Here is a 24,725-nt window from a genome sequence, read left to right on the forward strand (position 1 = left end):
ACCACTGAGGACATCAGACTCACTCATCTAGGCCGGGTGCCCCAGCAGCATCGTGGGGGAGCCCGCCGAACGCGTCAGCACGATCGTGCAGGCATTCTCCCCTTCCAGCCGCAGCTTCTTGCGAAGCTGCTCCGGCTCGACCGCCGACCCCCGCTTCTTGATGGTCGCGACACCGACCTCCCGCTCCCGCAGCAGCGCCTTGAGCTTCTTCAGGTTGAACGGCAGCACATCGGTGATCTCGTACGCGGTGGCGTACGGCGTCGGGCGCAGCTCGTCCGTCGTGATGTAGGCGATCGTCGGGTCGATCAGGCGCCCGCCGACGCGGGCCGCCACATCGGCCACGAGATGGGCGCGGATGACGGCGCCGTCCGGCTCGTAGAGCCAGCGGCCGACCGGGCCGGGCTCGGGGTCGGGGAGGAGCGGGGTGCCGATGAGCGAGTGGCCGCTCGGCAGCAGGGTGGCGCGGCGCAGCCCGGGGCGGTCGGTGCCGAACCACAGGACGGCCTCCTTCACATGGCCGTGGTCCGAGATCCACTCGGCCTCCGCGTCCTCGGGAACCGCCTCGTGCGGCACCCCGGGGGCGATCTTGAGGGCGGCGCGCGGCGTGGTGCGGGCGGCCCCGATGGCCCAGGAGAGGGGCGGGGAGTAGGCCTCGGGGTCGAAGACGCGGCCCCGGCCGCCGCGCCGGGCCGGATCGACGAAGACCGCGTCGACGTCCCGGGTGGCGACGTCGGTGACATCGGCGCAGCGCACCTCGATGAGCTCGGCCAGTCCGAGCGCATCGGCGTTGGCGCGGGCGACGGCGCAGGTCAGCGGGTCGCGGTCGACGGCGAGTACGGAGATCCCGGTGCGGGCGAGCGCGATCGCGTCGCCGCCGACGCCGCAGCACAGGTCGGCCATGCGGCGGACGCCGAACCCGGCGAAGCGGGAGGCGCGGTACGCGGCCACGGAGGTGCGGGTGGACTGTTCGACGCCGTTCGGCGTGAAGTACATGCGCTGCGCGTCCTCGGGGCCGAATTTGGCCACCGCCCGCTGCCGCAGCGCGGCCTGGGTCAGGGCCGCCGAGACCAGCGCCGGGGGATGGTCGCGGCGCAGCCGCGTCGCGGTGGCGAGCTCCTTCGCCGGGTCGTAGTCGCGGAGCGCGGCGAGCAGCGCCTGCCCCTCGTCGCCGAGCAGTGCATCGAAGGCGTCAACGTCCACATGGCCCATTCTCCCCGCTCCCGCGAGCGCATCCGCCCCCGTACGGCGCGCATATGCACGCCCTCGGACCGAAGATCACTTATGTGATGATGATCAAGACTGGTTTTCCTCGCTGTCTGGTTTTCGTCGGCGCGGCGGCCGTGCTCACGGCCTGCGGATCCCTCGCCGCCGCCCCCGAGCCGCACACCGGCTCCCGCCACGGCGCTCCCATGCCCCCGGCCTCCCTCACCGCGCGGCTGGACGACCCGCCCTCGGTGTCCCGGTCGCCGTCCGGGCGGGAGCCAGGGCAGCGGCCACCGTCGTCCACCGGGCCGGAGGGCGACGGGTACGGCGGGGGCGCGGGAGGGGCCGGGGACGGCCGGGTCCAGGGCACGCCGCCCTCCGGCGACCCCTCCGCGTCCGCCCCGGCCGCCGGGCCGCCCGGCCCGGCCCCGGCGGGTGCGGACGACGCCTACCGCCGCTGGGGGCTGGACCGGCCGCTGGCGCGGCCCCCGGCCCCGCCCGGCGCCAAACCCGCGCTCGGACGGTCCAGCGCGCAGCAGTGGGGGCTGCCGCCGACCGTAAGGCGGGTGCCGACCGACCAGCGGGTGGTCTTCGTGACGATCGACGACGGGATCGAGAAGGACCCGCGCTTCGTGGAGCAGGCCCGCGAACTCGGACTGCCGTTCACCGGTTTCCTGACCGACAACGTGATCGGGACCCACTACGACTACTTCGACCAGTTGCGCCGGCTCGGCAACCCGATGGAGAACCACACCCTGACCCACCCCAGCCTGGCCGGTATGGCCTATGACGACCAGGTGCGGGAGATCTGCGGCCAGCGCGACAACCTGTGGAAGAACTTCGGTCAACAGCCGAGGCTCTTCCGTCCCCCGTACGGGGAGTACGACGACGCGACCCTGCGGGCGGCCGCCTTCTGCGGGGTGCGGACGGTGGTGCTGTGGCGCGCCGAGATGGAGACCCACGGTCTGGCGTACCGCTCCGGTGACCATCTGCTGCCGGGGGACATCGTGCTCGCGCACTTCCGGGGGCCGGAGCAGCTGGAGGGCCAGTCGATGACCGAGTGGATCGCGGCACTGGTGCGGTCGATCCAGGCCCAGGGCTTCACGATCGGGCGGCTGGAGGACTACGTATGAGGGCCCTCCGCCCGGAACGGCTCCGGAGCGCCACTCCGGGGCCGTTCCGGAGCGCCGCCCCGGACCGCCGCCCGGAGGCCGTCACCGCGTCGCTTGGCACTCTAGTTGACTGAGTGCTAACCGCGTCATAATGTCGAGGCTGGCACTCGGGACCGATGAGTGCCAGGAATACAGCGACGGGCAGGTCCGGCACCCGCGACGACGGATCCACCTGGTCGCCACCTCAGACAGTTGACCCCGTGAGATCTCCGAAGGGGGAGGTCGGATCGTGACGACCACCAGCTCCAAGGTTGCCATCAAGCCGCTCGAGGACCGCATCGTGGTCCAGCCGCTCGACGCCGAGCAGACCACGGCTTCGGGCCTGGTCATTCCGGACACCGCCAAGGAAAAGCCCCAGGAGGGCGTTGTCCTGGCCGTGGGCCCGGGCCGCTTCGAGGACGGCAAGCGCCTTCCGCTCGACGTCTCCGTCGGTGACGTCGTGCTCTACAGCAAGTATGGCGGCACCGAGGTGAAGTACAGCGGCGAGGAGTACCTCGTCCTCTCGGCTCGCGACGTTCTCGCGATCGTCGAGAAGTAATCACCGAAGTTTTGCCTATGAGCCGTGCCCCGGTGCCCGTGTCATCTGAAACCGGGGTCGGGGCACGGCTTGTTTGAGAGGACATACGCAACTCATGGCGAAGATCCTGAAGTTCGACGAGGACGCCCGTCGCGCCCTCGAGCGCGGCGTCAACAAGCTCGCGGACACCGTCAAGGTGACCATCGGCCCCCGTGGCCGCAATGTCGTCATCGACAAGAAGTTCGGTGCCCCCACCATCACCAACGACGGTGTCACGATCGCCCGTGAGGTCGAGGTCGAGGACCCGTACGAGAACCTTGGCGCCCAGCTCGTCAAGGAGGTGGCGACCAAGACCAACGACATCGCGGGTGACGGCACCACCACCGCCACCGTGCTGGCCCAGGCGCTGGTCCGCGAGGGCCTGAAGAACGTGGCCGCCGGTGCCTCCCCGGCCGCCCTGAAGAAGGGCATCGACGCGGCGGTCAAGGCCGTCTCGGACGACCTGCTGGCCACCGCACGCCCGATCGACGAGAAGTCCGACATCGCCGCCGTGGCCGGGCTGTCCGCCCAGGACAAGCAGGTCGGCGAGCTGATCGCCGAGGCGATGGACAAGGTCGGCAAGGACGGTGTCATCACCGTCGAGGAGTCCAACACCTTCGGTCTGGAGCTCGACTTCACCGAGGGCATGGCCTTCGACAAGGGCTACCTCTCGCCGTACATGGTCACCGACCAGGAGCGGATGGAGGCCGTCCTCGACGACCCGTACATCCTGATCCACCAGGGCAAGATCTCCTCCATCCAGGACCTGCTGCCGCTCCTGGAGAAGATCATCCAGGCCAACGCCAGCAAGCCGCTGCTGATCATCGCCGAGGACGTGGAGGGCGAGGCCCTTTCCACCCTCGTCGTCAACAAGATCCGCGGCACCTTCAACGCCGTCGCGGTGAAGGCCCCGGGCTTCGGTGACCGCCGTAAGGCCATGCTCGGCGACATCGCCACCCTTACGGGCGGCACCGTCATCGCCGAGGAGGTCGGCCTCAAGCTCGACCAGGTCGGCCTGGACGTGCTGGGCACCGCCCGCCGCGTGACCGTCACCAAGGACGACACCACGATCGTCGACGGCGGCGGCAAGGCGGACGAGGTCTCCGGCCGCATCGCCCAGATCAAGGCCGAGATCGAGTCCACGGACTCCGACTGGGACCGCGAGAAGCTGCAGGAGCGGCTTGCGAAGCTGGCCGGCGGCGTGTGCGTGATCCGCGTGGGCGCGGCCACCGAGGTCGAGCTCAAGGAGAAGAAGCACCGCCTGGAGGACGCCATCTCCGCGACCCGCGCCGCGGTCGAGGAGGGCATCGTCTCCGGTGGTGGCTCCGCGCTGGTCCACTCCGCCAAGGTGCTGGAGAACAGCCTGGGCCTGCAGGGCGACGAGGCCACCGGTGTCGCCGTGGTCCGCCGCGCCGCGGTCGAGCCGCTGCGCTGGATCGCCGAGAACGCCGGTCTCGAGGGCTACGTGATCACCTCGAAGGTCGCCGAGCTCGAGAAGGGCCACGGCTACAACGCGGCCACCGAGGAGTACGGCGACCTGGTGAAGGCCGGGGTCATCGACCCGGTCAAGGTCACCCGCTCCGCGTTGGAGAACGCGGCGTCGATCGCCTCGCTGCTGCTCACCACCGAGACCCTGGTGGTCGAGAAGCCCGCCGAGGAAGAGGCCGAGGCCGCGGGCCACGGCCACGGTCACGCGCACTGACGCACTGACCCCCGGCGCTCCGCCACAAGCAGCGCGAAGGCGCGGCCGTCCAACGGACGGCCGCGCCTTGGTGTGTTCCAGCACGCTCCCGTACGGCTACGCCTTGGCCGGGGGGCGACCGACCTTGGAGGAGAGGGAGGAGAGGGCCGAGCGCGGAGCCAGTTTCGCCAGGCTCGACATCGCCTTGTAGCGCGGATCCGGGATGGACAGCGACTTGCCCCGGGCGAAGTCCTTCAGCGCCGCCGTGACCAGCCGGTCCGGGTCCAGCCACATCCAGCCCGGCACGCTGTCGTCTTTGATCCCCGCCCGCGCGTGGAACTCCGTACGGACGAACCCCGGGCACAGCGCCATCAGCCGCACCCCCGAGCTGGCCAGGTCCTTCGCCGCGCCCTGGGTGAACTGCACGACCCACGCCTTGCTCGCCCCGTACGTCCCGCGCGGGAAGAAGGCCGCGATCGACGCCACATTGATCACCCCGCCGCGCCCCCGGTCGCGCATCGTTCCGACCCCCGCGCTGGTCAGCCGCAGCACCGCCTCGCAGTGCAGCTTCAGCATCCGCAGCTCATCGGTGATCGGCACCTCCAGATAGCGGGCGCGGTTGCCGAAACCGGCGTTGTTGACGAGCAGATCGACCGGGTGGGTACGGTCCTTCAGCCGGGCCTCGACCGCAGCGATCCCGTCGTCCTCGGACAGGTCCGCCACCAGCACGTCCGCCTCCACGCCGTGCCGGTCGTGCAGATCCGCCGCCTGCTCCCGCAGCCGCTTCTCATCGCGTGCGACGAGCACGAGATTGTGCCCGTCGGCGGCGAGCCGGCCCGCGAAGGCGGCGCCGATGCCCGCGGTGGTTCCGGTAATCAATGCAGTCGTCATACGCGCACGCTATCGGCCCCGGCGGGCCCCGGCGGACCGCCGAGCGGCAGCGCGAGCGATCTGCGCCGGAATGAGCGCTTCCGGCGCCACCGTCAGTCCGCTTCCTGGGTTCTGGCAGTCCACTTCCGGACTTCCGTCGGTCCGCTTCCCTCGGTCCGCTTCCGTCAGATCGCCTTCGCGGACCGGTACTTCAGGGCGGCATCCCGCGCCTCCGGATGCAGCGCGTCACCGGCCACCAGCACCCTCGGCAGCAGCTCCCGCTCCGTGGTCTCGGCGCGGAACAGGAACGCGACCGTCACCTCGTGGTCCGGCCGGTGCACGATCTCGACGTGGTCGCCCGAGCGGATCTCGCCGGGCTCGAGCACCCGCAGATACGCCCCGGGGACGGCGGCCTGGGTGAACCGCTTGACCCAGCCCCGCTCGCCCAGCCACCCGGCGAACGTGCGGCAGGGGATCCGCGGTGAGGAGACCTCGAGCAGCGGCCCGCTCCCCACCCGCCAGCGCTCGCCGACGAGCGCGCCGCTGACGTCGATACCGCTGGTGGTGAGGTTCTCGCCGAAGGCGCCGTTGGCCAGCTCACGGCCCAGCTCCCGCTCCCAGACGTCGAGGTCCTCCCGGGCGTAGGCGTAGACGGCCTGGTCGTTGCCGCCGTGGTGGCGTAGGTCGCAGACCGAGTCACCGGCCAGACCGCTTCCGGCCCGGCCCTTCGGCCCGGGTGCCGCGACCCTCACCGGGCGGTCGACGGGCTGCTTGTCGATACCGGTGCCGCCGGGCCAGTCGGTGTGGGCGCTCGGCATCGCGCGGCCGACGTTCACGGTGAGGACGGTTGAGGCGGTGGAGGGGACGTAAGGGGTGGAGGGACGTGGAGTATGCGGCATATCGGCACCGTAAGGCAGTGCCATCAAAGCGTCGACGTAATATCCCGGCCCGTACCCAAGGGCCCCTTATGCTCAAGGCATGATCGAGGCCCGCCATCTCAGGGTGCTGCGCGCGGTGGCCGCCACCGGCTCCTTCTCCGCCGCCGCCCGTGAGCTCGGCTGCACCCAGCCCGCCGTCAGCCAGCAGATGAGGGCCCTGGAGGGGGCCGCGGGCACCCCGCTGCTGATCCGCAGCGGACGGGAGATGCGGCTGACCGAGGCGGGCCGGGCGCTGGTGCGGCACGCCGGCGGGATCCTGGCCGGGCTGACCGCCGCCGAGGAGGAGGTCGCGGCGATCGCCGGGCTGCGCGCGGGCCGGGTGCGGCTGGTGTCCTTCCCCAGCGGCAGCTCGACCCTGGTGCCCATGGCGCTCGCCGAGATGCGCGCGGCGCACCCCGGGACGCGGGTCTCGCTCGTGGAGGCCGAGCCGCCGGGCTCGGTGGAGATGCTGCGCTCGGGCGACTGCGAGATCGCGCTGGCCTTCCGGTATCCGCAGGTGGCCGCGGAGACGGAGACGGAGACAGAAGCGGCGGCGGCTTCGGCGGGCGGCGGCGAGTGGGACGACCTGGTCCTGCGGCCGCTGCTGAGCGATCGGCTGGTGGGCGTGGTGCCGGAGGGGCACAAGCTGGCGGGCGCCGGGGCGGTGGGGATCGCCGAGCTGGCCGGGGAGCCGTGGATCGCGGGCTGTCCGCGCTGCCGGGGGCATCTGGTGGAGGTGTGCGAGTCCGAGGGCTTCACCCCGCGCATCGACTTCGCGACGGACGACTATCCGACGGTCATCGGCCTGGTCGGGGCCGGACTGGGGGTCGCGGTGCTGCCCGAGCTGGCGCTGGAGTCGGTGCGGACCAAGGGCGCCACGACGCTGGAGGTGGAACCGGCGGTGCGCCGGGAAGTGGTGGCGCTGACCCTGCCCGACCTCGCCCGCGTCCCGGCGGTGGCGGCAACGCTGGACCGGCTGGAGCGGGCGGCCCGCAGATGAGCGGCGCACGCACCATCCCACGGGCGTCCGCGCGGGCGCCGGGTGATGAGCGGTGAGCGGTGTGTAGCGGTGAGCGGTGAGTGGTGAGCGGTGAGTGGTGGCAGGAGGAACGTTTCTTCTCTTGGCCGGGGTCAGGCCGTGATCACGATCCCGGAGCCCCGGTGCTGGCGACCGCGCGGTGTCGCGCCCGCCCCATGAGTTCCTCGCGCTCGTCCTCGGTCAGCCCGCCCCACACTCCGTAGGGCTCGCGCACGGCAAGGGCGTGGGCCGCGCACTGCGCCCGTACCGGGCAGCGCATGCACACCTCTTTCGCCGACATCTCGCGTGCGCTGCGGGCAGCGCCGCGCTCCCCTTCCGGATGGAAGAAGAGCGAGCTGTCGACCCCGCGACACGCGGCCAGGAGCTGCCAGTCCCACAGGTCGGCATTCGGGCCGGGAAGACGGGAGAAATCTGCCATTGCCTTATCTCCTCGAAGCGATCGGCTGCGGACGCTGTGTCCTGGGTCGTACACCTACGGTGTAAGTAGATGTAAATATGACTCATTGCGAATCTAGCCACACAGACCGGCAAATTGGAAGCAAGGTCGCCAAATGCCACCGAAGGGACTGCCTCGGGGGGTGCCCTATGGGGGAGGCGCGAGGGACGCGACCGGTGCGACGAAGCTGCTCCGTATCCACGCCCTCACGTAGAGTGTCGAAGGTGGCCGCCGAACCCCGTAACTCTTTCGGGTGACCGTCGTTGAGAGTGCGGAGGCGGTTGATGGGTAAAGCTCTCGGACAGACATCCGGGGCTGTCAATCGCTCAGGTGACGATATGTACCAGCCTGGAGGCTCAAGGTGACGCGCATCAGCTGCGGAGGGCGGCCATGACATCCGTCCTCGTCTGCGACGACTCCCCGCTTGCCCGAGAGGCGCTGCGCCGCGCGGTGGCGACCGTGCCCGGCGTCGAGCGTGTGACGACGGCGGCCAACGGCGAGGAAGTCCTCCGCCGCTGGGGTGCCGACCGCTCGGATCTAATTCTGATGGACGTACGGATGCCCGGCCTCGGCGGGGTCGAGACCGTGCGGCGGCTGCTCTCCGCCGACCCCGGCGCCCGGATCATCATGCTCACGGTCGCCGAGGACCTGGACGGAGTGGCGCTGGCCGTGGCCGCGGGCGCCCGTGGCTATCTGCACAAGGACGCCTCGCGCGCCGAGCTGCGCGCCACCGTGACCCAGGCGCTCGCCGACCCCACCTGGCGGCTGGCCCCGCGCCGGCTGCGCTCGGCCGAGATGGGCGCCGCGCCCACGCTCACCGCGCGTGAGATCCAGGTGCTCGAGGGCATGAGCCACGGCCGGTCCAACGCGGAGATCGGCCGCGAGCTGTTCCTGTCCGAGGACACCGTCAAGACCCACGCACGCCGGTTGTTCAAGAAGCTCGGCGCGTCCGACCGGGCGCATGCGGTGGCTCTCGGGTTCCGCTGGGGTCTGGTCCGCTGATCCGGCCACGACCGTTCTGACGTGCTGCGCAGCGGGGGCGCTACGGTCCCCGCCCGTCGGGTGGCGGGCGGGGCGAAAGCGTGCGCCGCGAGCGCTGTGGTGGTGGCCTGTACCAGTTCCCCGCGCTATGCCGCATCCTTGAAGGCGTGGAGTTCCTCGGGGACGAGTCGGTCGGGCGTGAGGGGAGAGCGCAGGACGTGACGACAGCCGGCGCACCTGCTCATAACGGATCAGCGCATAACTATGGACGCGGTGCCACGGAGCCTCCGGGCCCGAGGCACCATGGATGGATGGTGCGCGACGACGAGAGCCCAGGAGCCCCCAAGGGAGCTCCCGGGAGCACGGGGACGATCGGTGCCCTCGTCGGGCGCGCAGCCGAGGGGGACGAGCGGGCCACCCACGATCTGCTGGCCCTGGTCCATCCGCTGGCCCTGCGCTACTGCCGTACGAGGCTGTCCCGACTTCCGGGCGATGCCCGCCACTTCGTGGACGACCTGGCGCAGGAGGTCTGTCTCGCGGTGCTGTGCGCGCTGCCGCGCTACCGCGACACCGGAAAGCCCTTCGAGGCGTTCGTCGTGGCCATCGCCTCGCACAAGGTCGCCGATCTGCAGCGGGCCGCCATGCGCCATCCGGGCTCCACGGCCGTCCCCTCGGACGAGATGCCGGAGCAGCCGGACGATTCGCTGGGGCCCGAGGAGCGGGCGCTGCTCAGCAGCGACGCGGAGTGGGCCAAGAAGCTGCTGGCCAACCTGCCGGAGAACCAGCGCGAGCTGGTGCTGCTGAGGGTCGCGGTCGGGCTGACGGCGGAGGAGACCGGGCAGATGCTCGGGATGTCGCCCGGGGCGGTGCGGGTCGCCCAGCACCGGGCGCTGAGCAGGCTGCGCGCGCTCGCCGAGCAGTGAGGCCCGCTGAGCGTGCGGCTCGCCGGACGGGAGGCCCGCCGGGTGGTGAGTCCGGGACCCGCCGGAGTTCGGACCGGCTCGTTACCTTGTTGTGCCTTCCGCATTTAGCAGCTCGCTGAGAAGTTATCCACAGGGCGGAATGAGGCACTCGGGGAGCCCGTTAGCATGGGAGTCCGCGCTGGGGCAAGACCATTGGAAGGGTGTCATGACTGACAACGTCGACGGAGTGCCTGAGAAGTTCGCCATGCTCGGGCTGACGTACGACGACGTGCTGCTGCTGCCGGGCGCCTCCGAGGTGCTGCCGAACGCGGTCGACACCTCGTCCAGGGTCTCCCGGAACGTCAGGGTGAACGTGCCGCTGCTGTCCGCCGCCATGGACAAGGTCACCGAGTCCCGGATGGCCATCGCCATGGCCCGGCAGGGCGGCGCGGGCGTGCTGCACCGCAATCTGTCCATCGAGGACCAGGCCAACCAGGTCGACCTGGTCAAGCGGTCGGAGTCCGGCATGGTCACCGACCCGATCACCGTCCGGCCGGACGCCACGCTGCACGAGGCGGACGCGCTGTGTGCGAAGTTCCGCATCAGCGGTGTGCCGGTCACGGACGCGGTGGGCAAGCTGCTCGGCATCGTCACCAACCGTGATATGGCCTTCGAGGTCGACCGGGGCCGTCAGGTCCGCGAGGTCATGACCCCGATGCCGCTGGTCACCGGCAAGGTCGGGATCTCCGGTGAGGACGCGATGCAGCTGCTGCGCCGCCACAAGATCGAGAAGCTGCCGCTGGTCGATGACGGGGGCGTGCTCAAGGGCCTGATCACGGTCAAGGACTTCGTGAAGGCCGAGCAGTATCCCCACGCGGCGAAGGACGCGGGCGGGCGGCTGGTCGTCGGTGCCGCCGTCGGCGTCGGCGAGGAGTCGTACGAGCGGGCGCAGGCGCTGGTCGAGGCCGGGGCCGACTTCCTGGTCGTCGACAGCGCGCACGGCCACAGCCGGGGCATCCTCGACATGATCGCCAAGGTCAAGTCCAATATCGCGGTCGATGTGGTGGGTGGCAACGTCGCCACCAGGGACGGCGCCCAGGCGCTGATCGACGCGGGGGTGGACGGGGTCAAGGTCGGCGTCGGCCCGGGCTCGATCTGTACCACGCGCGTGGTCGCGGGCATCGGCGTGCCGCAGGTGACGGCGATCTACGAGGCCGCCCGCGCCTGCCACGCCGCCGGGGTGCCGCTGATCGGCGACGGCGGTCTGCAGTACTCGGGCGATATCGCCAAGGCGATCGCCGCCGGTGCGGACACGGTGATGCTGGGCAGCCTGCTGGCCGGCTGCGAGGAGTCGCCGGGCGAGATGGTCTTCATCAACGGCAAGCAGTTCAAGTCCTACCGGGGCATGGGCTCCCTGGCCGCGATGCAGACGCGTGGCCAGGCCCGTTCGTACTCCAAGGACCGCTACTTCCAGGACAATGTGCTGTCCGAGGACAAGCTGGTCCCCGAGGGCATCGAGGGCCAGGTGCCCTACCGCGGCCCGCTGGCCTCGGTCGCGCACCAGCTGGTGGGCGGTCTGCGGGCGTCGATGGGCTATGTCGGCTCGGCCAATGTGACGGAGCTGAAGGAGAAGGGCCGCTTTGTGCGGATCACCGCGGCGGGCCTCAAGGAGAGCCACCCGCATGACATCCAGATGACCACCGAGGCGCCGAACTACTCCGGCCGTTGATCCGCGCCGTCCGCTGATCCGTGCCGTTCGCGCCGTTCGCGCCGATTCACCCGGGCGATCTCGCGACGGCGCGGGCAGGGATACTGGGACGGCTGTTCGTGAACAGGGAAAGGCACCCACGTGACTGAGATCGAGATCGGGCGCGGCAAGCGCGGCCGCAGGGCGTACGCGTTGGACGACATCGCCGTTGTGCCGAGTCGTCGCACCCGGGACCCGAAGGAGGTCTCGATCGCCTGGCAGATCGACGCCTACCGCTTCGAGCTGCCCTTCCTGGCCGCGCCGATGGACTCGGTGGTCTCGCCCCGCACCGCGATCCGCATCGGTGAGCTCGGCGGCCTCGGGGTGCTCAACCTCGAGGGGCTCTGGACCCGTTATGAGGACCCGGAGCCGCTGCTGGCGGAGATCGCCGAGCTGGACGAGCAGACCGCGACCACCCGGATGCAGGAGATCTACGCCGAGCCGATCAAGGAGGAGCTGATCGGCCAGCGCCTGAAGGAGGTGCGGGACACGGGCGTGGTGACCGCTGCCGCCCTGTCCCCGCAGCGCACGGCGCAGTTCTCCAAGGCCGTGGTGGACGCGGGGGTCGACATCTTCGTGATCCGCGGCACCACGGTCTCCGCCGAGCATGTCTCCGGCGCCGCCGAGCCGCTCAACCTCAAGCAGTTCATCTATGAGCTGGACGTCCCGGTGATCGTGGGCGGCTGCGCCACCTACACGGCCGCGCTGCACCTGATGCGCACCGGTGCGGCCGGTGTGCTGGTGGGCTTCGGCGGTGGCGCCGCTCACACCACCCGCAATGTGCTGGGCATCCAGGTGCCGATGGCCACGGCGGTCGCCGATGTCGCCGCCGCCCGCCGGGACTACATGGACGAGTCCGGCGGCCGCTATGTGCATGTGATCGCCGACGGCGGCGTCGGCTGGAGCGGCGATCTGCCGAAGGCCGTCGCCTGCGGCGCGGACGCGGTGATGATGGGTTCCCCGCTGGCCCGGGCCACGGATGCGCCGGGCCGCGGTCACCACTGGGGCATGGAGGCGGTGCACGACGAGGTGCCGCGCGGCAAGCGGATGAACCTGGGCACGGTGGGCTCCACCGAGGAGATCCTTCTCGGCCCCTCACACACCACCGACGGTTCGATGAACTTCTTCGGTGCGCTGCGCCGTGCCATGGCCACGACGGGCTACTCGGAGTTGAAGGAGTTCCAGCGGGTCGAGGTCACGGTCGCGCCGTCGGCCCGCGACAAGCGCTGACCGCGTCTCAGCAGTTCGGCGAGGGGAAGGCCCCGACCGCGATGCGGTCGGGGCCTTCCCCTCGCCGTATTGCCCGTGGGCTCAGCGGTTGCTGATCCGGTAGGCCGTGCTGACCGCGGCGATCGGTGCGAGCGCTATGAAGATGTAGGTCAGCGCGTCGGAGTCTTCCTTCCACGCGTCCCAAAGATCGCTGAAGTGGTCGAAGAAGATCTCGTTCGTGGAGAGCACCTGGCTGCTGGCGCCGCCGCCCAACTTTTCGGCCGCGTTGCTCACCACATCGTGGAGGATCATGGCGTAGCCGTAGAGCTCGCCGAGGAACACCGCGGCCAGGGCCAGTATCGCGCCGACCACCCACAGCCCCGTGTTGCGACCGCCCAGCTTGGCGATCGCCAGGCCGATGAGCGCGCCGACGAGCACACCGGCGTACGCGAACTGCGTGACCTCCGGCGGGGTCTTGTCGGTGTCCGCCAACGCGCTCAGCAGGAACGCGTAGAGGAACGCGCCGACGATCGTGGCCACGAGGGCGGCGCCCACGGCCAGCAGCGGGTTGCCCTGGCGTCCGGCCGGCGGCGCGGGCGGCGGGAAGCCGCCGCCGTACTGCTGCTGGGGCTGCTGGGGCTGCTGCGGCTGGCCCTGCGGGTAGCCGTAGCCGGGCTGCTGCGGGGAGCCGTACCCACCTGCCTGCTGGGGAGGGCCGGGCTGCTGCGGATAGCCGCCAGGCTGTTGCGGGTACCCGCCTGGCTGCTGTGGCTGCTGCCAGTTCTGGCTCATGGAAATTCCCCCGGGGATGAAGGTGTTGACACCGCGCTCCGGGGGCAGCTCGGCTGATGAGCGGCTGCGGGCTGGGAACGCGGAAGGAAACTTTCGAGCCACAAAACTAACAGGCAGGGGCGACAATCAGACAAGTCGTGTCTGAGGTCCGTGACATGGCTGGGACCGGACGGAGACACGTTGGCCCGGCATATGGGGATTCGTCGGCGCTATTCGGCGATGCGCTTCGCGACGAGGTAGCTCTCCGCTCCCGCCACGGCGTAGAAGGTGATGTCGTTGCGCCCCAGGACGCGATCGCGCCAGTAGTCCGTCACCGGCCCGAAGTGCCCGATCAGGGTGTCCGTGGTGGGCCATGAGCTCTCGTCCCCCATCAGCACCGCGACGCCGATCAGTTGCGCCAGCGAGACGCTGACCACGGCCAGCGGTATGGCGATGAGCGCCAGCAGCGGTGCCCGGCCACCCAGCTTGCCGAGCGCGGCGCCGGTCAACAGCCCGATGCACAGCGCCCAGTAGCCGACCTCCTGGCCGCGGTGGCCAATTTTGCCCTGGATGAATCCGAAGACCAGGGCTCCGAGCAGGGCCGCCGCGATGCCCGCCGCGAGCCCACGGGCCGGTCGTGGGGCCTGAGCTGCGGAGAAAGCGTACGCGATCATGTCCGCAAGGTAGCAGTGGCATGGCCGCACGGTGGTGCGAATGACATCAGTGCCGGGACAGAATCCGGCATAAGCAATAATGTCAACTTATGGCGCAGAACAAGTCGTTCAATGGGCGTGACATGGGTATCGACCTCGGCACCGCCAACACACTGGTGTACGTACGGGGCAGGGGCATCGTGCTCAACGAGCCGTCGGTTGTGGCCGTGAACACGGTCGACGGCAGCGTGCTGTCGGTGGGAGCGGCGGCCAAGGAGACCATGGGGCGGACGCCGACGAACATCGTCGCCGTGCGGCCGCTGCGCGATGGCGTGATCGCCGATTTCGAGATCGCCGAGCGCATGCTGCGGTACTTCATCAAGAAGGTCATGGGCAGTCGTCGGCTCGGCCGCCCCCGGGTGGTGGTCTGTGTGCCCTCCGGGATCACCGGCGTCGAGCGGCGCGCGGTGATGGAGGCCGCCACCCAGGCCGGGGCGCGTCAGGTGCATCTGGTCGAGGAGCCCATCGCGGCGGCGATCGGCGCGGGGCTGCCGGTGAGCGAGCCCACCGGCTGCATGGTCGTCGACATCGGCGGCGGTACGACGGAGGTCGCCGTGGTCTCGCTGGGCGGCATCGTCACCGCGCGGTCGGTGCGCACCGCGGGCGATGCGATGGACGTCGCGATCACCTCCTATGTGAAGAAGCAGTACGCGCTGGCGATCGGGGAGCGGACCGCCGAGGAGATCAAGGTCTCCATCGGGTCCGCCTCGCCCACCGGGCCGCTGTCCCTGCCGCGGGTCTCGGAGTCCGTCCGGCGGCCCGAGCGGAATGTCGAGGTGTTCATCCCGGGCCAGAGCGAGGACAACGAGGACACCCAGGCGCTGCTGCCGCCGGACCGCTGCACCATCCGCGGCCGGGACCAGGCGACCGGGCTGCCCAGGGTGCTCGAACTGACCTCGGACGAGGTGCGGCACGCCCTCTCCGAGCCGGTGGACAGCATCGTCGCGGCGGTGCGGGCCACGCTCGACGAGACCCCGCCGGAACTGGCGGGCGACATCATGGACCGCGGCATCGTGCTGACCGGCGGCGGAGCCCTGCTGCGCGGCCTGGACGTACGGCTGGGGCGCGAGCTGAACATCCCGGTGCTGGTGGCCGACGACCCGCTGGACTGCGTGGCCATCGGCACCGGCCGCTGTGTGGAGGACTTCGCCTCGCTCCGCACCGCGATGGACGCACGGCCCCGTCGGCCGGAGGCCGTACGGGTGTGACAGCCGAGCGCTCCGCCGGGAGTGGTGCCCTGATCCGTCGTCGATCGTCCTGCGGCGCCGTCGTGGCTGGTCGCGCCCATGCGGCGGAGCCGTACATGGACACCGACCCGCGCCCCTCGGGGCACCGTTCGCAGCGCGGCCGCATTTCCGCGATCTGCTGGGGACGTCTCGGGGCGGTCCGGCGGGTCTCACCGGGGCGGCGGCCCTGGGCGTGCGGCATCGCCCCCGGCGTGGTGGGCTGGTGACACCGCGTCGGTCCCGTGCGGCGCGGGCGGACGGCAGGCGCGGGCGTCGAGGTGGTGGTCGTGGGGCGCGGCAGGACGTACCGGCGGGCGGTCGTCGCGACCGTCACCACGGTCCTGGTCGCGATCGCTTCCCTCCTGCCGACGCCCGTCGTCGCGGCGCACGGCCGCCGGGCCGACGGCGCCGTCGCGGCGGAGGGCCGCGGGGCTCACGGCGGCACCACGGAGAAGGGCCGTGGGGCTGATGGCGTCCCCACGTCCCGCGCCCCCTCCCGGCGGTACCCCGTGTCCGTCGAGCTGACCTCCCTCGCTCCCGCCGTGATCCGGCAGGGCGGGGAGTTGAGGATCAGTGGGCGGATCACCAATGCCTCCGGGCGGCGGATGGGGGCCGCGCGGGTCGGGGTGCGGATCGGGGCCGCCGGGGCGATCGACACCCGGGGCGGGCTCGCCACGGTGGCCCGTCGTACGCCCCTGACCCGGGCCGACGGCCCCGAGGTGGCCGGCCGCACGGCGCGTCTCGCCGCGCTTCCGGCAGGCGCCGAGCGCGGCTTCCGGCTCAGCGTGCCCGTTCCCGACCTGAAGCTGGACGGCGCCGGGACGTACGCGCTCACCGTGCACGTCGTACGCGCGGACGGCGCCCGCGCGGGGACCGTGCTCGGGCTGACCCGCACCCATTTGTCCGCGTATCCCGACGCCACGCGGCTGGAGCCGCTGCGCACCACCGCGCTGTGGCCGGTCCTGGACATCCCGCGGATGGAGGCGCTGACCCTGCGCACCCAGGACAGCGTGCTGCCGGTCTTCCGTGACGACCAGCTGGCCGCCGCCCTCGGGCCGGGCGGGCGGCTGCGGCGGCTGGTGGAGATGGGCAAGGGGCAGCCGGTCACCTGGGTGCTCGATCCGGATCTGATCGTCCAGGCGCGGGCCATGGCCGCCGGTTACCGGGTGGCCCGTACACCGGGCGACACCGATCCGCGGCACGCGACCGAGGGGAAGGGCGGCGGGGCGGCGGCGGGCTGGCTGGCCGCGCTCCGGGCGGCGGTCCGGGGCCGGGAGGTGATCGCGCTGCCGTACGCCGACCCGGATCTGGCCTCGCTCGCCCGCGGCGGCGGCACCCCGCTCACCGGGCTGCTGCGCCGGGCCTCGCGCACCGGCCGGAGCGAGGTGGACCGGGCATTGGGCGTCCACGCGCGCGCCGGTGTGGGCTGGCCCGCGGGCGGCGAGCTGGACGACGGGATCGCCCGGTACGCCAAGGGGCTGGGCCTGGACACCGTGCTCGCCTCGGGCGCCGCGGTGGCCTCCGCCGGTGAGCTGGTCTCCGAAGGGGCCACCGACGACGGCGCCGTCTCGCTCGAAGGCGGCACGACGGCGCTGCGCTATGACGCGGCGATCGCGTCCCAGCTCTTCGCGGGCCCCCCGGCCGCGGGCGCCGCCGGTGCGCCCGCCCGGCTGCTGCTGCGCCAGCGGCTGCTCGCCGAGACCCTTACGGCCGCGCGGGAGCTGCCGTCAGCCCGCCGCGAGCTGGTGGTGGTGCCGCCGCGCCGGATGCCGCTCGCGGTCGGCCGGGTGCTGCTCACGGTGGTGGCCGAGGGCCGTAAGGCGGGCTGGCTGGAGCCGGTCGGGTTCGCCGCCGCGCTGCACAAGCCCACGGCGGGGCGGCTGCGGGGCTTCGACGGCTATCCGCCCGCACGCCACGCCTCAGAGCTGCCGCCGTCCCGGCTCGCGGCGGTGGTCCGGGACCGGCGGCGGATGCGCGCCCTGGCCAAGGTGCTGTCGGAGCCGCGGGCCACCGCCGCGTCCGTACAGGCCGCACTGGCCCGCTCCGTGGCGACCGCCTGGCGCGCCGACCCGGCGGGCGCGGCGTCGTACCAGCGCGGGGTGTCCCGCTATCTGACCGCCTCGATCGCATCGGTGAGGCTGGTGCCGAAGTCCACGGTGGTGGTGACCGGGGGCTCGGCCACCATCCCGGTCACCGTGGCCAACGGCCTCCAGCAGGACCTCACCGGGGTGGAGCTCAGGGTCCTCTCCGGCCGCCCCGAGCGGCTGAAGGCCCGGGACCGCGCGATGCGGGTCCAGGCGTCGCGGGCGGTGAGCCGTACGGTGCGGATTCGGGTGGAGGCGTACGCGAACGGTCCGGTGTCGCTGACCGCCCAGCTCTACACCACCGCCGACGGCAGGCCCTGGGGCGCGCCGATGACGTTCACGGCCGATGTGCGGTCGGTGCCGTCCGGAGCGGTGATCTTCGTGCTGGGCGGGACGGCGCTGATCGTGCTGGCGGTCGCGTTCCGGCTGCGGCGCACGCGGAGCCGGTGACGGCGGGGTGCCGGGCGATGGCGGCACCAAGCGGTGGTGGGGCGAGGCGCTGAGCGGTGGCGGCCCGGCCCGGACCCGGGCCGGGCGGCTCTCACAGCCGGTGCGCGGTCCCCGCCGGTCCCGCGCCCCGGGTGTCCAGCAGCAGCTGGGCCTTCACCGAGAGCCCCTGGAGGTCATAGGTGCGGTGCGGCTGCAGCAGCACGGTCAGATCGGCGTCGGCCGCCGCCTCGTACACCGAATCGGCGCGCTCCACCTCGCGCCCCAGCACCCGCCAGCGCGTGACGTACGGATCGTGGTAGCTGAGCCGGGCGCCCAGCTCGATCAGCCGGGAGGCGATCTCCCGCGCGGGCGAGCCCACCGCGTCGGCGACGTCGGCCTTATAGCCGACGCCGAGCAGCAGGACGTGCGCCCCGCGCGCCGACTTCCCGTACTCGTTGAGCAGGGCCGTGCAGCGGCGGGTGACATAGCCCGGCATCCGCCCGTTGACCTGCTGCGCGAGCTCCACCATGCGCAGCGGGATGCCGAGTCCGCGCTGTGGGTCGGCCATGCGGCCGTGGTCGACCGGCACGCCGTGGCCGCCGACACCGGGGCCGGGGCGGAAGGACTGGAAGCCGAACGGCTTGGTCTCGGCGCAGCGCACCACGTCCCACACGTCGACGCCGAGGTCATGGCAGTACACCGCCATCTCGTTGACCAGGGCGATGTTGACGTGCCGGTAGTTGGTCTCCAGGACCTTGACCGTCTCGGCCTCGCGCGTGCCCCGGGCCCGGACGACCTTCTCGGTGAAGCGCCCGTAGAAGGCGGCGGCGGCCTCGGTGCAGGCGGGGGTGAGGCCGCCGATCACCTTGGGGGTGTTGGCGGGGCCGTGGGCCCGGTTGCCCGGGTCGTGGCGGCAGGGGGAGTAGGCGAGGTGGAAGTCGCGCCCGGCCCGCAGCCCGGATCCCTCCTCCAGGAGCGGCCGGAGGAATTCCTCGGTGGTGCCGGGGTACACGGTCGATTCCAGCAGAACGGTGGTGTGCGGGCGCAGCCTCGCCGCGAGCGTGCGGGCCGCCTCGCCGACCGCCGACAGATCCAGTCTGCGGTCGTCCCCGAGCGGGGTCGGGGCGCAGATCACAGCGGTGCGGACGCGGCCGAGCTCGGCGGGGTCGGTGGTGATCCGGAAGCCCTGGGAGGCCATCCGGCGCAGTTCGGCGGCGGAGAGCAGGCCCTCGCCCGAGCCGGCGGGCGGCCGTCCGGCCCGGAGGTCGTGGGCCACGCGCGGATCGGGGTCGTAGCCGACGGTGCGGACGCCGGCGGCGGTGGCCGCCCGGGCGAGAGGAATACCGAGATGACCGAGTCCGATGACGGCGAGATCTGCGGGCATGACGTCGTGTCGTCCTTCCCGGGACGATGTCGGATGGCGCAAACCCCCCACATACAGACTAAGCGGAAATATGACTCGTATTCAGTATTGGTGAGGGGTGTTGACACGGTGTCGCGTCGATGGCCGGAGCAGCGGCATGGCATGGAGGGGAGAAAGCCAGGAAAATCGGCAGAGCGGCGTGGCGTCGATCACAAGGTCGATCACAAGGTCGATCGCAACGGGAGGCAGCGGTGAAGACACCGGCACTGGGACCGGCCGAGCGCGGCGAGGCGCTGGCCCGGATGGCGGACCGTGAGCTCGATGTGCTGGTCGTGGGCGGTGGAGTGGTCGGCGCGGGCACCGCGCTGGACGCCGCGACGCGGGGCCTGGAGACCGGTCTGGTGGAGTCGCGGGACTGGGCCTCCGGCACCTCCAGCCGGTCCAGCAAGCTGATCCACGGCGGACTGCGCTATCTGGAGATGCTCGACTTCGCGCTGGTGCGCGAGGCGCTGAAGGAGCGCGGGCTGCTGCTGGAGCGGATCGCACCGCACCTGGTCAAGCCGGTGCCGTTCCTGTACCCGCTGAAACACCGGGTCTGGGAGCGGTTCTACGCGGGCTCGGGCGTCGCGCTCTACGACACCATGTCGATCTCCTCCGGGCACGGCCGCGGGCTGCCCGCCCACCGCCATCTGAGCCGCGGGCGTGCGCTGCGCGTGGCCCCCTGCCTCAAGAAGGACGCGCTGGTCGGAGCGTTGCAGTACTACGACGCCCAGATGGACGACGCCCGCTATGTCACCACCCTCGTGCGCACGGCGGCGGAGTACGGCGCGCAGGTGGCCAACCGTGCGCGGGTGGTCGCCTTCCTGCGGGAGGGCGAGCGGGTGGTCGGCGCCCGGGTGCACGACCTGGAGCAGGGCGGCGAGTTCGAGGTCCGCGCCCGGCAGGTGGTCAACGCCACCGGCGTGTGGACCGACGAGACCCAGGCGCTGATCGGGGAGCGCGGCCAGTTCCACGTCCGGGCCTCCAAGGGCATCCACCTGGTGGTCCCCAAGGACCGCATCCACTCCACGACCGGGCTGATCCTGCGCACCGAGAAGAGCGTGCTGTTCGTGATCCCCTGGGGCAGGCACTGGATCATCGGCACCACGGACACCGACTGGGACCTGGACAAGGCCCATCCGGCCGCCTCCAGCGCCGATATCGACTATCTGCTCGAACACGTCAACGAAGTCCTCGCGGTGCCGCTGACCCGCGACGACGTGGAGGGCGTCTACGCCGGGCTGCGCCCGCTGCTGGCCGGGGAGTCGGACGCCACCAGCAAGCTCTCCCGCGAGCACACGGTCGCCCATCCGGTGCCGGGCCTGGTGGTGGTCGCGGGCGGCAAGTACACCACGTACCGGGTGATGGCCAAGGACGCCGTGGACGAGGCGGTGCACGGCCTCGACCGCCGGGTCGGGCCCTGTGTCACCGAGGAGATCCCGCTGGTCGGCGCCGTCGGCTACAAGGCGCTGTGGAACGCCAGGGAGCGGATCGGACGGCAGTACGGGCTGCACGCGGCGCGGATCGAGCACCTGCTCAACCGCTACGGCTCGGCGGCGCAGGAGGTGTTGGACCTGATCGCGGGCGACGCGTCCCTGGGGAAGCCGCTCACCGGGGCGGAGGACTATCTCCGCGCCGAGGCCAGCTACGCCGCCTCGCACGAGGGGGCCCGCCATCTGGACGACGTCCTCACCCGCCGCACCCGCATCTCGATCGAGACCTTCGACCGCGGTACGCGCTGCGCCCGTGAGGTGGCCGAGCTGATGGGGCCGGTGCTGGGCTGGGCCGAGGACCAGCTCGAACGGGAGGTGCAGCACTACGAGAAGCGGGTGGAGGCGGAGCGCGAGTCGCAGCGCCAGCTGGACGATCTGACGGCGGACGCGGCCCGGCTGGGCGCGCCGGACATCATTCCGCTGTAGGAGGAGCTGTGGGAGAACCGGTGGAAGGCGCCTCTGTGGGAGGCGCCATAGGAGGAGGCCGCGTGTCCTACCGGCGGGGACGGCCAGGGCAGAACTCGGCGTCGAGCAGGGTCGTTCCGGCGGTCAGATCCGATCCGGCGGTGCTGTTGAGCCGGTAGGCGAGGCTGTGGCGGCCGTCGGTGGTGGTCACGGCCAGCACCCAGGAGCCGTTGATGTCGCCGTTGTGGCCCCACAGCGTCACCCCGCACCCCAGCCGCACCGGGAACAGCCCCATGCCGTACCGGCCGTCCGAGGCGGAGGTGTTCCGCATCTGCCGCAGCTCGGCCCGGGGCACGACCGAGCCGCGCAGCAGCCCGGGGAGGAGGCGGACCAGATCGTCGAGCGTGGAGATCAGCTCCCCCGCGGCCCCGGCCGTGGAGGGGTTGAGGTCGGTGACATCGCGTCGGGCGCCGCCGTCCCCGGCCCCGCCGTCCCGCGCGTACGCGCGGCCGTGCGGGTCCGGGAGGGTGGTGCGGGCGCCGGGGAAGGAGGTGCCGTGCAGCCGCAGCGGGACGAGTACGTCGCGCCGGGCCTCGGCCGCGTAGGAGCGGCCGGTGATCCGCTGGATGACCATCCCGAGCAGCACGTAGTTGGTGTTGGAGTAGCGCCAGGCGGCCCCCGGTGCGAAGTACGGGCGGTGCGCGGTGGCGGTCCGCACCAGGGAGGCGGGGGTGCGGGTGAGGTCGGCGGCGGACAGCTGACGGGCCAGCACCGGGTCGGCGGTGTAGTCGAAAAGACCGCTGGTCTGGTTCAGGAGCTGACGGATCGTGATGGTACGGCCGTCGTTGCCCCGGCCGCGCACCAGCCCCGGGAGGTGCTTCGCCACCGTGTCGCCGAGGCCGAGCCGCCCCTGGGCGGCAAGGCGCAGCGTCACCGCCGCGATGACGGTCTTGGTGAGGCTGCCCGCCCGGAAGTGGTCGTTCCGGTGGATCCGGCGTCCGGTGCGGACGTCCGCGACCCCCGAGGCGATGAACCGCGTGCCGCCGCCCTCCCGGCGGACGAGCACCGCGGCCCCCGGCGCGTCGCCCTGGGCCGCCAAACGCCGTACGGCGGCGCGCAGGACGCCATCAGGCCCGCCCTCGGCGCCCGGCCCCGCGCTCGCCTGCGGGTCCGCGTCCCGGCCCGGTTCCGTGGCCGCTGCGCCGCAGCCGGACAGGACGAGCGCGAGGGCGGCTGTGAGCGCCACGGCGGTCGGCATCCGGCTCCGCCTGTGCCATCGTATGGCGGAGATGGGCATGACACGGACCTCCGTTTCCTGCGTACTTCCAGATGGTCGCAGGTACCGCGGTGGCCGCCACGCCGCGCCCCGGACCCGGGGCGGTTCCGGGTCCGCGGATGAGGGACAATGGACGCTCTCCCAGGGTGGGTTCAGGGTGGGTAGATTCGCAGAGGGGTCGCATGTCGGAGGCTGAGAAGACGCAGGGTTCGACTGGGCGCCTCCTCGCCGGGCGGTACCGGCTCGGGGAGATCCTCGGTCAGGGCGGCATGGGCACGGTCTGGCGTGCGAGCGACCAGACCCTCGGCCGTACGGTCGCGGTCAAGGAGCTGCGCTTCCCGTCCAGCGTGGAGGAGGACGAGAAGAGACGGCTCATCACCCGCACGCTGCGCGAGGCGAAGGCGATCGCCCGGATCCGCAGCAGCGGCGCCGTCACCGTCTACGACGTGGTCGACGAGGACGACCGCCCGTGGATCGTCATGGAGCTCATCGAGGGCCGCTCACTGGCCGACGTCGTCCGCGACGACGGCCCGCTGGCCCCCAAGCGCGCCGCCGAGGTCGGGCTCGCCGTCCTCGATGTGCTGCGCGCCGCCCACCAGGCGGGCATCCTGCACCGCGATGTGAAGCCCTCCAACGTGCTGATCTCGGACGACGGCCGGGTCGTCCTCACCGACTTCGGCATCGCCCAGGTCGAGGGCGACCCGTCGGTGACCTCGACCGGCATGCTCGTCGGCGCGCCCTCCTACATCTCCCCGGAGCGGGCCCGCGGCCAGAAGCCCGGCCCCCCGGCCGACCTGTGGTCGCTGGGCGGACTGCTGTACGCGGCGGTGGAGGGCGTGCCGCCGTACGACAAGAGCACGGCCATAGCGACTCTTACGGCCGTCATGACCGAGCCGGTGGAGCCGCCGAAGAACGCGGGCCCGCTGGAGGAGGTCATCTACGGCCTGCTCACCAAGGACCCGGACCGGCGGCTCGACGACGCCGGGGCGCGGGGGCTGCTTGAGCACGTGGTGAACGGGCCGGAGATTCCCAAGGTCCCCGCCGACGCCACGCGCACGATGAGCCTGCCGCCCGCCCCGTCGAAGGAGGACGAGGCCGCCGCCGGGGCCAAGGAGACGGCCGTCGCGGAGCGCAGGCGCGGTGCGCTGAAGTCGGTGCGCAACGCGGCGGCGGCCGCGGCCGCGAAGAAGGGCCGGGACAAGGGCGTGGCGGAGCCGGAGTCGGGCGCGAAGGCAGGCGCGGCGGAGGCAGGGGCCGCGAAGTCCGGCGCCGCGGGGTCCCGCTCGGACGCCGCGACGCCCGAGGCCGCGCCCGCCGCGGGGCCCTCCCTGCCGCCGCGCGCGTCCATCACCGATGTGGTCTCCAAGCGCACGCTGATCATTATCGCGGTGGTCGTGGTGGTCGCCATCGTGGCCACCGTGCTCGCCGTCGTCCTGAACGACGGAGGGGACGGCGGCGACAGCGCCAAGGGCTCCTCCGGCGGCGACAAGTCCGCCTCCGCCGGGGCCTCGGGCGGCTCCAAGGAGGACCAGGGCAAGGACACCGACAAGACCGGCCAGTCGGGGGGCGAGTCGCCGAAGGCGGGGGCTTCCGGTGGCAAGCAGAGCGGTCAGCCCGATGCCTCCGAGAATCCGGACGACAACTCGGGCAAGGGCGGCGGCGGAAGCGGCGACAACAGCGGTAAGGGCAAGGGCGACGGCGGTAAGGGCGGCGTGCCTGATGGCTACGGGACCGTCAAGAGCTCCGACTTCCCGTTCAGCATGGCCATGCCGGAGGGCTGGTCGGTCCATTCCGGGAGCTATTCCGGAAGCCGTAAGTACTACGGCGGGTCCAGCATTCCGCGTATTCAGATCGACTTCACCAGTGCGCCGAGGTCCGATGCGGAGGCGGACTGGCGCAAGGGCGAGGAGAACGCCCGCCGCACCATGTCCGGCTACAAGGGCCTCGGCATCAAGTCGGTGGACTGGCGGGGCTATCCGACCGTCGCGGACTGGGAGTTCGAGCGCGACCAGGACGGCAAGCGGGTCCGGGTGCTCAACCGCGGCTTCAAGGTGGACGGCAGCCATGGCTTCGCCATACTGATCACCTGCGAGGCGAGCAAATGGGACGACAAGGAGTGCGCCACCCTGCGCCAGACCGCCTTCGACACGTTCAAGATTACGGACTGAGCACTCCTGTCGGCGAAGCGTCGTTCGGGCACGTATCGTGAGAGG

Annotated in this window: 21 protein-coding genes; 13 read left to right on the forward strand and 8 right to left on the reverse strand. The window is 71.8% G+C overall.

Annotation, left to right across the window (positions count from 1 at the left end):
- Positions 1–27: 27 nt before the first annotated feature.
- On the reverse strand, positions 28–1,209 hold the full coding sequence (locus VT50_RS11595) for a THUMP-like domain-containing protein (protein WP_046090877.1): 1,182 nt from the start codon (positions 1,207–1,209) through the stop codon (positions 28–30).
- Between the two features lie 44 nt (positions 1,210–1,253).
- Between VT50_RS11595 and VT50_RS11600 the strand changes: the two genes are divergently transcribed.
- From VT50_RS11600 to groL, 3 genes are all read left to right on the forward strand, one after another.
- Positions 1,254–2,336, forward strand: a complete 1,083-nt coding sequence (locus VT50_RS11600) for a polysaccharide deacetylase family protein (RefSeq protein ID WP_046090878.1) — start codon at positions 1,254–1,256, stop codon at positions 2,334–2,336.
- Between the two features lie 268 nt (positions 2,337–2,604).
- Positions 2,605–2,913, forward strand: a complete 309-nt coding sequence (groES, locus tag VT50_RS11605) for a co-chaperone GroES (protein ID WP_014054228.1) — start codon at positions 2,605–2,607, stop codon at positions 2,911–2,913.
- 94 nt (positions 2,914–3,007) lie between these two features.
- The gene (groL, locus tag VT50_RS11610) at positions 3,008–4,633 is read left to right on the forward strand and encodes a chaperonin GroEL (protein ID WP_046090879.1); all 1,626 of its coding nucleotides are present in this window, start codon (positions 3,008–3,010) and stop codon (positions 4,631–4,633) included.
- 96 nt (positions 4,634–4,729) lie between these two features.
- On the opposite strand, the gene VT50_RS11615 is transcribed toward groL, so the two are convergent.
- Together VT50_RS11615 and VT50_RS11620 are read right to left on the reverse strand one after the other, a co-directional pair.
- Positions 4,730–5,503, reverse strand: coding sequence for an SDR family NAD(P)-dependent oxidoreductase (locus tag VT50_RS11615; protein WP_046090880.1), 774 nt, complete (start codon positions 5,501–5,503; stop codon positions 4,730–4,732).
- A gap of 164 nt (positions 5,504–5,667) precedes the next feature.
- On the reverse strand, positions 5,668–6,381 hold the full coding sequence (locus VT50_RS11620) for an MOSC domain-containing protein (RefSeq protein ID WP_046090881.1): 714 nt from the start codon (positions 6,379–6,381) through the stop codon (positions 5,668–5,670).
- Positions 6,382–6,460: 79 nt separating this feature from the next.
- Between VT50_RS11620 and VT50_RS11625 the strand changes: the two genes are divergently transcribed.
- The gene (locus tag VT50_RS11625) at positions 6,461–7,399 is read left to right on the forward strand and encodes a LysR family transcriptional regulator (RefSeq protein WP_046090882.1); all 939 of its coding nucleotides are present in this window, start codon (positions 6,461–6,463) and stop codon (positions 7,397–7,399) included.
- 142 nt (positions 7,400–7,541) lie between these two features.
- On the opposite strand, the gene VT50_RS11630 is transcribed toward VT50_RS11625, so the two are convergent.
- Positions 7,542–7,856 carry a WhiB family transcriptional regulator gene (locus VT50_RS11630; RefSeq protein ID WP_037952995.1) on the reverse strand — a complete coding sequence of 105 codons (315 nt, stop codon included), beginning with the start codon at positions 7,854–7,856 and terminating at the stop codon, positions 7,542–7,544.
- Between the two features lie 408 nt (positions 7,857–8,264).
- Between VT50_RS11630 and VT50_RS11635 the strand changes: the two genes are divergently transcribed.
- From VT50_RS11635 to VT50_RS11650, 4 genes are all read left to right on the forward strand, one after another.
- Entirely contained in the window at positions 8,265–8,876 is a 612-nt protein-coding gene (locus VT50_RS11635; protein WP_003948568.1) for a response regulator transcription factor, read from the forward strand.
- 290 nt (positions 8,877–9,166) lie between these two features.
- Positions 9,167–9,778, forward strand: coding sequence for a sigma-70 family RNA polymerase sigma factor (locus tag VT50_RS11640; protein WP_240529131.1), 612 nt, complete (start codon positions 9,167–9,169; stop codon positions 9,776–9,778).
- A 205-nt stretch (positions 9,779–9,983) separates the two neighbouring features.
- The gene (gene guaB / locus VT50_RS11645) at positions 9,984–11,486 is read left to right on the forward strand and encodes an IMP dehydrogenase (RefSeq protein ID WP_046090883.1); all 1,503 of its coding nucleotides are present in this window, start codon (positions 9,984–9,986) and stop codon (positions 11,484–11,486) included.
- A gap of 120 nt (positions 11,487–11,606) precedes the next feature.
- Positions 11,607–12,734, forward strand: coding sequence for a GuaB3 family IMP dehydrogenase-related protein (locus tag VT50_RS11650; protein ID WP_046090884.1), 1,128 nt, complete (start codon positions 11,607–11,609; stop codon positions 12,732–12,734).
- 81 nt (positions 12,735–12,815) lie between these two features.
- Here the strand turns inward: VT50_RS11650 and VT50_RS11655 are convergent, their stop codons facing one another.
- Complete coding sequence (locus tag VT50_RS11655) at positions 12,816–13,505, reverse strand: hypothetical protein (RefSeq protein WP_046088063.1); 690 nt, start codon at positions 13,503–13,505, stop codon at positions 12,816–12,818.
- 209 nt (positions 13,506–13,714) lie between these two features.
- Positions 13,715–14,158, reverse strand: a complete 444-nt coding sequence (locus VT50_RS11660; protein WP_046088064.1) for a hypothetical protein — start codon at positions 14,156–14,158, stop codon at positions 13,715–13,717.
- Positions 14,159–14,247: 89 nt separating this feature from the next.
- Between VT50_RS11660 and VT50_RS11665 the strand changes: the two genes are divergently transcribed.
- The 3 genes from VT50_RS11665 to VT50_RS11670 all read left to right on the forward strand — a co-directional run bounded on the left by VT50_RS11665 (position 14,248) and on the right by VT50_RS11670 (position 17,957).
- Positions 14,248–15,405, forward strand: a complete 1,158-nt coding sequence (locus VT50_RS11665) for a rod shape-determining protein (protein ID WP_046088065.1) — start codon at positions 14,248–14,250, stop codon at positions 15,403–15,405.
- Between the two features lie 95 nt (positions 15,406–15,500).
- Positions 15,501–15,650, forward strand: a complete 150-nt coding sequence (locus tag VT50_RS39280) for a hypothetical protein (RefSeq protein ID WP_158083200.1) — start codon at positions 15,501–15,503, stop codon at positions 15,648–15,650.
- Between the two features lie 15 nt (positions 15,651–15,665).
- The gene (locus VT50_RS11670) at positions 15,666–17,957 is read left to right on the forward strand and encodes a DUF6049 family protein (protein ID WP_240529132.1); all 2,292 of its coding nucleotides are present in this window, start codon (positions 15,666–15,668) and stop codon (positions 17,955–17,957) included.
- A gap of 91 nt (positions 17,958–18,048) precedes the next feature.
- Here VT50_RS11670 and VT50_RS11675 read toward each other — a convergent pair whose 3' ends face one another.
- Positions 18,049–19,320 (reverse strand): nucleotide sugar dehydrogenase, encoded by a 1,272-nt coding sequence (locus VT50_RS11675; protein WP_046088066.1) that lies wholly within the window; start codon positions 19,318–19,320, stop codon positions 18,049–18,051.
- 230 nt (positions 19,321–19,550) lie between these two features.
- Here VT50_RS11675 and VT50_RS11680 point away from each other — a divergent pair, with 230 nt between their 5' ends.
- Entirely contained in the window at positions 19,551–21,257 is a 1,707-nt protein-coding gene (locus VT50_RS11680; RefSeq protein ID WP_046088067.1) for a glycerol-3-phosphate dehydrogenase/oxidase, read from the forward strand.
- Positions 21,258–21,324: 67 nt separating this feature from the next.
- Here the strand turns inward: VT50_RS11680 and VT50_RS11685 are convergent, their stop codons facing one another.
- Positions 21,325–22,494: a serine hydrolase domain-containing protein gene (locus VT50_RS11685; protein WP_240529133.1), complete on the reverse strand. Its 1,170-nt coding sequence runs from the start codon at positions 22,492–22,494 to the stop codon at positions 21,325–21,327.
- Between the two features lie 200 nt (positions 22,495–22,694).
- Here VT50_RS11685 and VT50_RS11690 point away from each other — a divergent pair, with 200 nt between their 5' ends.
- The gene (locus VT50_RS11690; RefSeq protein ID WP_046088069.1) at positions 22,695–24,680 is read left to right on the forward strand and encodes a serine/threonine-protein kinase; all 1,986 of its coding nucleotides are present in this window, start codon (positions 22,695–22,697) and stop codon (positions 24,678–24,680) included.
- Positions 24,681–24,725 lie beyond the last annotated feature (45 nt).

This window comes from Streptomyces antioxidans (genome assembly GCF_000968685.2).
Classification (GTDB): Bacteria; Actinomycetota; Actinomycetes; order Streptomycetales; family Streptomycetaceae; genus Streptomyces; species Streptomyces antioxidans.